Genomic DNA, 11,801 nt, shown 5'->3' with positions numbered 1-11,801 from the left:
GGCCTGTAAAAGCGCTTACTTACGCCGCCAGGTGGTGCCCTGCGGGCCATCTTCCAGAATAATACCCATTTCAGCGAGACGATCGCGCGCCGCGTCCGCCGCCGCCCAGTCTTTCGCTTTACGGGCATCCAGACGCTGTTGAATCAAGGCTTCAATTTCCGCAACTTCACCGTCATCCGCCTGCGCGCCGCTTTGCAGGAAAACATCCGGCTCCTGCTCCAGCAGTCCCAGCACGCCGGAAATCTTCCGCAGATGAGACGCCATCGCATTCGCGGCGGTCATATCCTCGCCCTTCAGACGGTTGACTTCACGCGCCATATCAAACAGGACGGAGTAGGCTTCCGGCGTGTTGAAATCGTCATTCATCGCCTCCACGAAACGCGCTTCAAACGCCTCGCCGCCCGCCGGGGCCGCTGATTTATCCGTTCCACGCAATGCGGTGTATAACCGCTCCAGCGAGGCGCGCGCCTGCTTGAGGTTCTCTTCGCTGTAGTTCAGTTGGCTACGGTAATGCCCGGACATCAGGAAGTAGCGCACGGTTTCCGCATCGTAGTATTTCAGCACGTCGCGCACGGTAAAGAAGTTGCCCAGCGATTTGGACATCTTCTCGCGATCCACCATCACCATACCGGAGTGCATCCAGTAGTTGACGTATTCGCCGTCATGCGCGCAGGTAGACTGGGCAATCTCGTTTTCATGGTGCGGGAACATCAGATCGGAACCGCCGCCGTGAATATCAAAATGGTTGCCCAACTGCTTGCAGTTCATCGCCGAACATTCAATGTGCCAGCCCGGACGCCCTTCGCCCCACGGCGACGGCCAGCTCGGCTCGCCCTCTTTCGACATTTTCCACAGCACGAAGTCCATCGGGTTACGCTTCACGTCAACGACATCTACGCGCGCGCCCGCCTGAAGCTGCTCAAGATCCTGACGGGAAAGCTGCCCATAAGTCGGATCGGTCGGTACATCGAACATCACATCGCCGTTATCCGCCACATAGGCGTGCCCTTTCTCGATTAAGGTGCGGGTGAGCTCGATAATTTCCTGAATATGGTGCGTCGCACGCGGCTCGCTGTCCGGACGCAGAATATTCAGCGCGTCGAAGTCCTGATGCATTTCCGCAATCATTCTGTCGACCAGCGCGACAAAACTTTCGCCATTTTCATTGGCGCGTTTAATAATTTTATCGTCGATATCGGTAATGTTACGCACATACTTCAGCTTATAACCGAGAAAACGCAAATAGCGCGCGACAACGTCAAAAGCGACAAACGTGCGTCCGTGGCCAATGTGGCAGAGATCGTAAACGGTGATACCACACACGTACATGCCGACTTCCCCGGCATGAATGGGTTTGAATTCCTCTTTTTGGCGCGTCAGTGTATTAAAAATTTTTAACATCGAAGATTCCGTATAGACGTGTGTGGGTAATAATCTCCGTATGATACATATTATTCGTAATCGAAGCAGCACACTTTGCAAGGTGATCGCAGCTTACGGTTATGCTATAACAAGCCCCTATATGTGCCCCATTGCGGGCTAAAGCACCACTCTCTTGGAACAGGATGCAAAAATGGTTACTTTCCACACTAATCACGGCGATATCGTAATCAAAACCTTTGATGATAAAGCGCCTGAAACAGTTAAAAACTTCCTGGACTACTGCCGCGAAGGTTTTTACAACAACACCATTTTCCACCGTGTGATTAACGGTTTTATGATTCAGGGCGGCGGCTTTGAGCCGGGCATGAAACAGAAAGCCACCAAAGAGGCGATCAAAAACGAAGCCAACAATGGTCTGAAAAATACCCGTGGTACGCTGGCGATGGCGCGTACTCAGGCGCCACACTCGGCTACCGCGCAATTCTTCATCAACGTGGCAGACAACGACTTCCTGAACTTCTCCGGCGAAAGTTTGCAGGGCTGGGGCTACTGCGTCTTTGCGGAAGTAGTAGAAGGTATGGACGTGGTAGATAAAATCAAAGGCGTCGCCACTGGCCGTAGCGGTATGCACCAGGACGTACCAAAAGAAGACGTCATCATTGAAAACGTGACCGTCAGCGAGTAATCGTGGCGACACTGTTTATTGCAGACTTGCATCTGCAAACGGAAGAACCGGCGATCGTCGCCGGTTTTCTGCGTTTTTTAGCCGTAGAAGCCCGTCAGGCCGACGCGCTGTATATTCTTGGCGATCTCTTCGAGGCCTGGATTGGCGACGACGACCCCAACCCGCTACATCGTGAGATAGCCGCCGCCATCAAAGCGGTGGTGAATGTTGGCGTTCCCTGCTTCTTTATTCATGGTAATCGCGACTTCCTGATTGGCAAACGCTTTGCCCGCGAAAGCGGCATGATTCTACTGCCGCAGGAAAAAGTGCTCGATCTGTATGGCCGCAATGTGTTGATTATGCACGGCGATACGCTCTGTACCGATGATGCCGGATATCAGGCGTTTCGCGCCAAAGTCCATAATCCGTGGGTGCAACGACTGTTCCTTACCCTGCCGCTGTTTATCCGCCGCCGTATCGCCGCCAGAATGCGCGCCGGCAGTAAAGCCGCCAACAGCAGCAAATCGCTGGATATTATGGACGTCAATGCGCAGACCGTCGTCGCCGAAATGGAAAAACACCGCGTACAGTGGCTGGTTCACGGTCACACCCACCGCCCGGCGGTACATGAACTTTCCGTCAACGACCAGCCCGCGTTCCGCGTGGTGTTAGGCGCATGGCATCATGAAGGTTCAATGGTAAAAGTCACGCCGGACAACGTTGAGTTAATCGCCTTCCCCCTGTAAATGTTCGTCGAATCGTCCGTTACGGCGTACACGCAACCGTTTTCCTTGCCTGATTATCATGCTATTCTTTGACACCTCAAAAGCAGCGTGTCCCGCACCACAGGAGTTTTAAGACGCATGTCTTCCCGCAATAATCCGGCGCGTGTCGCCATCGTGATGGGGTCCAAAAGCGACTGGGCTACCATGCAATTCGCCGCCGAAATTTTTGAAATTCTGGATGTCCCGCACCATGTAGAAGTGGTTTCCGCCCATCGCACCCCCGATAAGCTGTTCAGCTTCGCCGAAACGGCGGAAGAGAACGGATATCAAGTGATTATTGCCGGCGCGGGCGGCGCGGCACACCTGCCGGGAATGATTGCGGCAAAAACGCTGGTCCCGGTACTCGGCGTGCCGGTACAAAGCGCTGCGCTAAGCGGCGTGGATAGCCTCTACTCCATCGTGCAGATGCCGCGCGGCATTCCGGTGGGTACGCTGGCGATCGGTAAAGCCGGTGCCGCTAACGCCGCCCTGCTCGCCGCGCAGATTCTGGCGCAACACGACGCGGAACTGCATCAGCGCATTGCCGACTGGCGCAAAGCGCAAACCGATGAAGTTCTGGAAAATCCCGATCCGCGGGGGACGCTATGAAGCAAGTTTGCGTTCTCGGCAACGGACAACTGGGCCGAATGCTGCGCCAGGCGGGCGAACCGCTGGGTATCGCCGTCTGGCCGGTTGGTCTGGATGCAGAGCCTACCGCCGTGCCGGTACAGCAGAGCGTCATTACCGCAGAGATTGAGCGCTGGCCCGAAACCGCGCTTACCCGCGAGCTGGCGCGCCACCCGGCCTTCGTCAATCGTGATGTATTTCCGATCATCGCCGACCGTCTGACACAAAAACAGCTTTTCGATAAACTGGGACTCGCGACCGCGCCGTGGCAGCTGCTGACCAGCGCCGACGAGTGGTCCGGCATCTTTGACCGTCTGGGAGAACTGGCGATTATTAAGCGTCGCGTTGGCGGCTACGACGGTCGCGGGCAGTGGCGTCTACGCGCGGACGAAACCGGGCAACTGCCGGATGACTGCTATGGCGAATGTATTGTTGAGCGCGGTATCCATTTTTCCGGCGAAGTGTCGTTAGTCGGCGCGCGCGCTCATGACGGCAGTACCGTGTTTTACCCGCTAACGCACAATTTGCATCAGGACGGCATCTTGCGGACCAGCGTCGCGTTCCCACAGGCGAACGCCGAACAGCAGGAGCAGGCGGAATCGATGCTGTCAGCAATTATGCAGGCGCTGAACTACGTCGGCGTAATGGCGATGGAATGTTTTATCACGCCGGAAGGCCTGTTAATCAATGAACTGGCGCCGCGCGTGCATAACAGCGGACACTGGACGCAAAATGGCGCTAGCATCAGTCAGTTTGAATTGCATTTGCGCGCGATTACCGGCCTGCCGTTGCCCGCGCCGGTGATTAACGCCCCGTCGGTGATGATCAACCTGATCGGCAGCGAGCTGAATTACGACTGGCTGAAGCTGCCGCTGGTACATCTGCACTGGTATGATAAAGCGGTACGTCCGGGGCGAAAAGTCGGCCATCTGAATCTGACCGACAGCGATACGTCACGTCTTAGCGCCACCCTGGAAGCGCTCTCTCCGCTCCTGCCAGGCGAATACGCCAGCGGCATTATCTGGGCGCAAAGTAAGCTTAAATAAACAGTGTGGGCGGCGCATTCTCTGTCGCCGCCCGTCGCGATCACAGACAGATGCAGGTTCCCGCCCTGCCCGCCAGGGTATCGTCAATACGCGACAGCGCGCCAATCCATGCCGGCTTTCCGCACCGCTTCACATACCCGCTTACCGCGGTCACCTTCGGCCCCATCGCGCCATCGGCTTTGGCAAACGGCGCCAGCTCATCGGGCGAAGCCTGACGAATAGCGCGCTGCTGCGGCGTTCCCCAATGTTCATACACCGCATCCGCATCCGTCAAAATGATCAGACCATCGGCCGCTATCTGCTCCGCCAGCAATGCCGCCGCCAGGTCTTTATCTATCACCGCCTCGACCCCTTCGCCCTCGCCGGCAACAGGTACCCCGCCACCGCCGCTGCAAATCACCACATGGCCCTCTTTTAGCAATAACTCAATAGCGGCGCTTTCGATAATCTGACGCGGCGCCGGGGAAGCGACGACACGGCGCAGATATTTTCCATCACGTTTCATACGCCAACCATAAGTCGCTTCCAGCGCCATTTGCTCTTCTGGCGAATAAACGGGACCGATAAACTTTTCCGGTTCAAGAAAAGCAGGATCGTCCGCCGATACCTTTATTCGCGTTAATACTGTAGTCACCGGCGGCATATCGGGTTCAAGCGCCAGACGCTGCGCCAGCATATAGCCGATCATGCCCTGACTTTCCGCCACCAGCACATCCAGCGGATAAGGCTCAACGGCTTTCCAGGCAAGGTTCTGTAAAGCCAACAGGCCGACCTGGGGGCCGTTGCCATGTACTATCGCCAGCCGATACGAGCGGGCAAGTCGCGCCAGCGCAGGCACCGCGTCGGCAATATTACGATATTGATTCTCTGCCGTTAGCGCTTCTCCGCGCTGCAATAATGCGTTGCCGCCAAGAGCAACTACCAACGTTTTCATTCCCTATCCTTTTACTATTTGTTGTCCAAGCCAGAACCCCAGCAGCGTATCCGCGCCAGAGGTGTGCCCCAGCGCCAGCAGTCCGTCAATCGCCGTTTCTGTGCGAACATCTCGTCGCAGCGCATGAATAAAGTGGAGTAAAGGCGACGCGAAATAACCCATAGCCGCATAGCATAAATAGCTGACGCTCACGAGCGTCGTCGCCCGATCAAGGCTGCCGGATTGGGCAAAAAAATTACGCCCGGCGCGTTCATCTATGGCGCCAAAATACCAGGCCGCCAGCAACATTCCCGTCAGCGTGTCGTCATGACTGGGCGTTAAGCCCGGCCCTTTACCCAGCCATAGCCGCCAGTCAGTCGCAGCACCTGCAAGCGCCGACTGAAAGCAGTGACAAAACTGGCGAAGTTCCGGACATAGAGGCTGAGCTGCGGCGACGGTTAACGGCCCAAACAGTCCCGTCTCCTCACTACGCTGCATGTACGTCGCGTTAAGACGCGGCGACGCAAGATAGCGTGGAACCCGCAGCGAACAGCGCCTCTCCGGCTCGCATAAAAGAAACTCGCCAATCTGAATACCGGCAGCGGTTGACTGCGGTTTTTCGCCATCGGTGAGCACATCGCGCAATGCGTCAAAATCGCCGCCGCGCAGTATCCACCCTCCCGGACTGAAGCCGCTCCCCCGACGGTGAAGCGTTAATAACTCACCGCTTTTCGCCACAAAATTAATAGAGCGACGCCATACCCCTGACATCTGCCAGGGTTGCCGATAATCCGCCGATTGTCGGCTTGCCATAAGAGGATGGATACGTTTCATGAGACGCTCTCTTAACTTACGCCCATGCTTTCCGCCAGCGCTTCCAGCGCCTGCTCGAAACAGGCCAGCGGCGCACGGACGGTTCCCGCGCCAATCTGTCCAATCCCCGCCTCTTTATGCGCGATACCCGTGTTAATCAGCGGCGTAATTCCGGTCTCGACCACGCGGCGGATATCCAGTCCCAGACAGGCCCCCTGAAAATCCCAGCCGGGGATTTGTAGCTGCATGTTGCGTTCGAGATAAATTTCAGCCATCTCTTCAGAAACAGATTTCGCCGCTTCCATTCCCCCGGCACCGACAAAACGCGTTACGCCAGGCGCGGCAATCATCGCAGCGCCGCCAATACCAAATGTTTCAGTAATGGCGCTGTCGCCCATGTCCGGGTTGGCCTGATCCTGCGAAAAACCGGTAAAAAATAGCCCCTGTGGCGTATTAACAGGCGCGGTGAACCAACGGTCGCCCAGACCGCTAACCCGAATGCCAAACATATCGCCATTGCGGGTCATCGCCGTCACAATACTGCCGGCGCGAATCTGCGCGCCCGCGTCCATGGCGGCTTTACAGTAGGCCATCGCCAGATTAAGGAAGAATTGATCGGTGACGCTCAGAAAATCCATCACTTCCGCTATCTGCTGCTTATCGTGTTCCAGACGGGCGATATGCGGCGCCAACGTGCGCATCAGCAATGCGGAAGAGGCGATATTGCGCTGGTGGAATTCATCTCCCATCGTAATGCCCTGCGCCATCATTGCGGTCAGGTCGAGGCCCCGCTCCAGACGTCCCAGCGCCGCGCTTAATACCGGCATCAGCACATCACGCATCCAGCGCAAACGTTGCTGAACATCCTCGCCATAGGCGCCGAAACGCATCACTTTGCCGATCCCTTCGTTGAGATTGCAGTACGCACGATTGCCGTCGGTGATATTTTCCACGACCAGCATCGGCATACTGGCTGAGGTAATACCGCCCATCGGCCCCACGGCGTTAACGTGATGGCAGGGAATAAAGTTGACCTTTCCCTGCTCTAACAGCGCGAGCGCGCTCATTTCATCTTTGGCCCATCCTTCAAACAGGCATGCGCCGATACAGGCGCCTTTCATCGGGCCGGTCATCTCTTGCCAGCGCATCGGCGGCCCGGCATGAAGAAGCGTTTTCCCCTGATTGAGCACGCTAATTAATGAAGAAGCTGGCTTCACATCCAGCCAGTGCGGACGTGCGCGACGAATTTGTTCGATGACTGCAGCGTTGGCTTGCGCCACTGATGTAAACATGGGAACCCCTTATTGCAAACGTTCTAACAGACGAGCCAGTTTTTTATTACCGCCAGCGACAGGCGCCCACTGGTAGTGCACCACGGGCATACCGGCAGCCTGTAAATCCAGCGCGAAGCTACGTAACCCGGCATTAATCACCGCTACCGCTTCCAGTAACCGGGGAGCTGATGGATGAGTTGAAGAGAGGGTTGGTCGAATCAGTTCCGCGGCCAACAGAGTGGCTTCGGGAAGAGAATCCACTACCGTGATGCCGGCATCTTCGAGCGCGGCGATTTGTTGCGAGCGGCACTGAGGATCGCGTTCAGTTCCGGTGACGGTTGCGATGGCGAACAGCGGCTGGTCGCTGGCGCGTGCGGCGCATGCCTTCTGCCAGGCCTGAATCAGCGATGCGGCGGGATCGGCGGTCGCGCCAAAACCAATAACGACGTCCACTAATAACACGCGTACCTGCGGCTGTGCGCCAAGCCCGGCGATAAGCTGATTACGTAACGCCGGGTCAATCATCGGATGTGGTCGCCCAACGGTATAAAAGTCATCGCCCAGATCGATAATCTGGTGGCCGTCAGCGTCAAGCATCATGCCATGGTGATGTTCCGTATCCGCCGCGACGCCCAGATAGCCAGCCAGCAGCCCCGCCGCTTCCGCCGCCAGCGTTCCGCCGGTATAGAGACCACGAATCACGCCGCCTGTTGAAACCATTTCTTTACGCTGCGACGTCACGCGAGACAATAAACATGCCAGTCGGGCGGCTTCATCCAGCGTCGAGGCAAACCAGACGTTTTCCTCACGCGCAACGGGGGAGGAAAACCCTAAGAACAGCGCTACAACGGGTTTCCCGGTGGCTTTCATCGCCGCGATAATATGCTGACGAACCGCATCGGCAGGCGGTTTGGAGACAAAGGCCAGCACCTGGCTCTTTTCATCCGCGCTGAGTATGTCCAGTGCCGTTAGCGCGCTGATCCCACCGACCTCGGCGCTCAAATCGCGTCCGCCAAGCCCGATAGCATGGGTAATCCCTTCCCCCGCCAGCGCAATCTGTGAACAGAGCTCCTGAATACCGGTGCCGGAAGCGCCAATCACCCCGATGTTGCCCTCTGGCATGACGTTAGCGAAAGCCAGCGGCGTATTGGCGATCATAGCGGTGCCGCAATCCGGCCCCATGACCAGCAGTCCTTTATCACGCGCCCGGCGTTTTAGTCTGATTTCATCGTCCAGCGTGACATTATCGGAGAAGATCATCACGTTCAACGAACGATCCAGCGCCTGCTCCGCCAGTTCCGCCGCATATTCGCCGGCCACCGATACCAGCGCCAGATTCGCCTCTGGCAGTTTCTGACAGGCGCTTTCCCAGCGTCTGACCTGGATTAACGACTGGCTGCCGCTGCTTCCCTGCGCCAACTGCTGCAATGCTTCTTCGAGCTGTCGCACAATCACTTGCGTAATGCCGTCATCTACCGCTTCGGTACGAATCGCCACACAAATGTCATTGGGCGTTGCGCCATGAAAATCGTCATGCCAGAAACCGGTAGTTTCCAGCAGCGACTTATTCGCAGGCGTTCCCATCATTACCGATACATCATCAACATTTTCGGACTCACTCAGCTTTCGAGAAATAATCATTAAGCTGACAGAGTCCTGAAAACACCCTTTTTTAATAAAGGCGTGGATCATAACAACTCCTTAATAATTGCACCCATTGCAATTGCACGAGCAGTGTTAATGTGCGCTTCACGGTATATATCCGGGAGGGTAAATAGAGTGATTAACGTCACATCAAATTTATTAACAAAAGAATTCAAACAACGGCTGAAGGATTAGTTATGATTTTCTAAAAAAGCTTTTTATTTAAGCAAAAAGATAAAACCTGCCTGATTATCAAATAAATTCTAATTATATTTTTTTGCCTGTCTGGATCACATAATCATTTTATTTTCCCGGTATGTTAATCGCAGTCATGCTTCACACCGTCGTTAAAAAGGAAGACAGATGAAAATCAGTCGGGAAACACTCCATCAGCTTATCGAAAATAAGCTTTATAAAGCCGGACTAAAACGTGAGCACGCCGCCATCGTCGCCGACGTACTGGTTTATGCAGATGCCAGAGGTATTCACTCACATGGCGCCGTACGCGTTGAATATTATGCCGAACGAATTTCAAAAGGCGGCACCAACCGAGAGCCGACGTTCCGCATTGAGAATACCGGTCCCTGTACGGCGATACTGCATGCCGATAATGCTGCCGGACAGGTCGCAGCCAAAATGGGAATGGAGCATGCTATTGAAATAGCCAAAAAAAATGGCGTCGCGGTTGTCGGCATTAGCAGAATGGGCCATAGCGGCGCCATCTCTTATTTCGTCCGCCAGGCTGCTCGCGAAGGCCTGATCGGTCTGTCTATCTGTCAGTCCGATCCTATGGTCGTGCCGTTTGGCGGGGCGGATATTTACTATGGCACTAATCCGCTGGCCTTTGCCGCGCCGGGCGAAGGCGACGACATCATTACCTTCGATATGGCCACCACCGTGCAGGCCTGGGGAAAAGTCCTCGATGCACGGTCCCGCAATGAGTCCATTCCGGAGAGTTGGGCCGTTGATAAAAACGGCGCGCCGACACATGATCCTTTTGCCGTCAATGCGTTATTACCCGCCGCAGGCCCGAAAGGTTACGGCCTGATGATGATGATCGATATTCTGTCCGGCATTCTGCTGGGGCTGCCGTTTGGCCGCCAGGTCAGTTCGATGTATGAAGATTTACACGCCGGACGCAATTTAGGACAACTTCATCTGGTCATTAATCCGGCGTTCTTTTCTTCCTGTGAATTATTCCGCAAACATATTAGTCAGACCATGCAGGAACTCAATTCCGTGAAGCCCGCCCCCGGTTTTAAACAGGTTTATTATCCTGGACAGGATCAGGATATTAAACAGAAAAATGCCGATATGAATGGTATCGATATTGTTGATGATATTTATCAATATCTGATTTCCGATGCCCTCTATCTCAAGTCATACGAAACAAAAAATCCCTTTGCCCAATAATTATTGAAACAGGAATTTTCTATGATAAAGCATTTTCGCCACGCGATAGAAGAAACATTGCCCTGGCTCTCTTCCATTGGAGCCGATCCTACGGGTGGAATGACGCGTTTACTTTATTCGCCTGAGTGGCTGGAAACACAGCAGCAGTTTAAAAAGCGAATGGCAGAAAGCGGTCTGGAAACACGCTTTGATGACGTCGGAAATTTATATGGCCGCCTTTGCGGCACACAATTTCCGGAGCAGGTGATTTTAAGCGGTTCGCATATTGATACGGTCGTCAACGGCGGCAATCTGGACGGGCAATTCGGCGCGCTTGCCGCCTGGCTGGCGATCGACTGGCTAAAAGCGACCTACGGCGCGCCGCTGCGCACCGTCGAGGTAGTATCAATGGCTGAGGAAGAAGGCAGCCGTTTCCCTTACGTTTTTTGGGGCAGCAAGAACATTTTTGGCCTGGCGAATCCTGAAGAGGTACGCCATATCCAGGACGCCAAAGGCACAGGCTTTGTCGACGCTATGCAGGCGTGCGGATTTACCCTTCCCGCCGCGCCGCTCGCCGCGCGAACCGATATCCGCGCCTTTGTTGAATTGCATATTGAGCAAGGCTGCGTTCTGGAGAGCAACGGACAGTCGATTGGCGTCGTCAACGCCATCGTCGGGCAACGTCGCTACACGGTGACGCTCAACGGCGAGTCCAACCATGCAGGCACAACGCCAATGGGCTATCGTCGCGATACGGTGCATGCCTTCAGTCGTATTTGCAGTCAGTCCATTGAAAAAGCCAAACAGCATGGCGATCCCCTGGTATTAACGTTCGGCAAAGTTGAGCCGCAGCCGAATACGGTCAATGTTGTCCCTGGAAAAACCACATTTACAATCGATTGCCGGCATACGGACGCCGCGGTACTTCGCGAATTTACCGAACAGTTGGAAAACGATATGCGCGCCATCTGCGATGAAATGGATATCAGCATCGATATCGATTTGTGGATGGACGAAGCGCCGGTGCCGATGAACGCCGAACTGGTCGCGGCCCTCACCAGGCTGTGTGAAACCGAACAACTGAACTATCGCATAATGCATAGCGGCGCAGGTCATGACGCGCAAATTTTCGCGCCGCGCGTCCCTACCTGTATGATTTTCGTCCCCAGCATTAATGGTATCAGCCATAACCCGGCGGAACGTACCAACATTAATGATCTTGCTGAAGGGGTCAAAACTCTGGCATTAATGCTGCATCAACTTGCCTGGCAAAAATAAGGA

At 55.0% G+C, this 11,801-nt stretch carries 11 protein-coding genes; 6 read left to right on the top strand and 5 right to left on the bottom strand.

Annotated elements, in window-relative coordinates:
• Positions 1–15: 15 nt before the first annotated feature.
• The gene (gene cysS, locus NBA72_RS06830) at positions 16–1,401 is read right to left on the bottom strand and encodes a cysteine--tRNA ligase (protein WP_000912376.1); all 1,386 of its coding nucleotides are present in this window, start codon (positions 1,399–1,401) and stop codon (positions 16–18) included.
• 172 nt (positions 1,402–1,573) lie between these two features.
• On the opposite strand from cysS, the gene ppiB reads away from it, so the two are divergent.
• From ppiB to purK, 4 genes are all read left to right on the top strand, one after another.
• A complete protein-coding gene (ppiB, locus tag NBA72_RS06825; protein ID WP_000255991.1) occupies positions 1,574–2,068 on the top strand; it encodes a peptidylprolyl isomerase B in 495 nt (164 codons plus the stop codon).
• Between the two features lie 2 nt (positions 2,069–2,070).
• Entirely contained in the window at positions 2,071–2,793 is a 723-nt protein-coding gene (gene lpxH / locus NBA72_RS06820) for a UDP-2,3-diacylglucosamine diphosphatase (protein WP_000212279.1), read from the top strand.
• A 117-nt stretch (positions 2,794–2,910) separates the two neighbouring features.
• Complete coding sequence (gene purE, locus NBA72_RS06815) at positions 2,911–3,420, top strand: 5-(carboxyamino)imidazole ribonucleotide mutase (protein WP_000098736.1); 510 nt, start codon at positions 2,911–2,913, stop codon at positions 3,418–3,420.
• Entirely contained in the window at positions 3,417–4,484 is a 1,068-nt protein-coding gene (purK, locus tag NBA72_RS06810; protein WP_000815601.1) for a 5-(carboxyamino)imidazole ribonucleotide synthase, read from the top strand. The genes purE and purK overlap by 4 nt, the downstream gene beginning before the upstream one ends.
• A 40-nt stretch (positions 4,485–4,524) precedes the next feature.
• On the opposite strand, the gene NBA72_RS06805 is transcribed toward purK, so the two are convergent.
• From NBA72_RS06805 to NBA72_RS06790, 4 genes are read right to left on the bottom strand one after another with little or no spacing between them, the layout of a single operon-like run.
• Positions 4,525–5,418 (bottom strand): carbamate kinase, encoded by an 894-nt coding sequence (locus tag NBA72_RS06805; protein WP_000855345.1) that lies wholly within the window; start codon positions 5,416–5,418, stop codon positions 4,525–4,527.
• Positions 5,419–5,421: 3 nt separating this feature from the next.
• Positions 5,422–6,231, bottom strand: coding sequence for a DUF2877 domain-containing protein (locus NBA72_RS06800; RefSeq protein WP_042948094.1), 810 nt, complete (start codon positions 6,229–6,231; stop codon positions 5,422–5,424).
• Between the two features lie 11 nt (positions 6,232–6,242).
• Complete coding sequence (locus NBA72_RS06795) at positions 6,243–7,502, bottom strand: DUF1116 domain-containing protein (RefSeq protein WP_000495330.1); 1,260 nt, start codon at positions 7,500–7,502, stop codon at positions 6,243–6,245.
• A 9-nt stretch (positions 7,503–7,511) separates the two neighbouring features.
• On the bottom strand, positions 7,512–9,176 hold the full coding sequence (locus NBA72_RS06790) for an acyl-CoA synthetase FdrA (RefSeq protein ID WP_000580922.1): 1,665 nt from the start codon (positions 9,174–9,176) through the stop codon (positions 7,512–7,514).
• A 315-nt stretch (positions 9,177–9,491) separates the two neighbouring features.
• Between NBA72_RS06790 and allD the strand changes: the two genes are divergently transcribed.
• Together allD and allC are read left to right on the top strand one after the other, a co-directional pair.
• The gene (gene allD / locus NBA72_RS06785) at positions 9,492–10,541 is read left to right on the top strand and encodes an ureidoglycolate dehydrogenase AllD (RefSeq protein WP_000703936.1); all 1,050 of its coding nucleotides are present in this window, start codon (positions 9,492–9,494) and stop codon (positions 10,539–10,541) included.
• Between the two features lie 21 nt (positions 10,542–10,562).
• On the top strand, positions 10,563–11,798 hold the full coding sequence (gene allC / locus NBA72_RS06780) for an allantoate deiminase (RefSeq protein WP_000589759.1): 1,236 nt from the start codon (positions 10,563–10,565) through the stop codon (positions 11,796–11,798).
• Positions 11,799–11,801 lie beyond the last annotated feature (3 nt).

It is taken from the genome of Salmonella sp. NW1250 (assembly GCF_051812965.1).
Classification (GTDB): Bacteria; Pseudomonadota; Gammaproteobacteria; order Enterobacterales; family Enterobacteriaceae; genus Salmonella; species Salmonella enterica.
The sequence above is the reverse complement of the archived record's forward strand: the minus strand, read 5'-3'. Positions and strand labels throughout refer to the sequence as shown.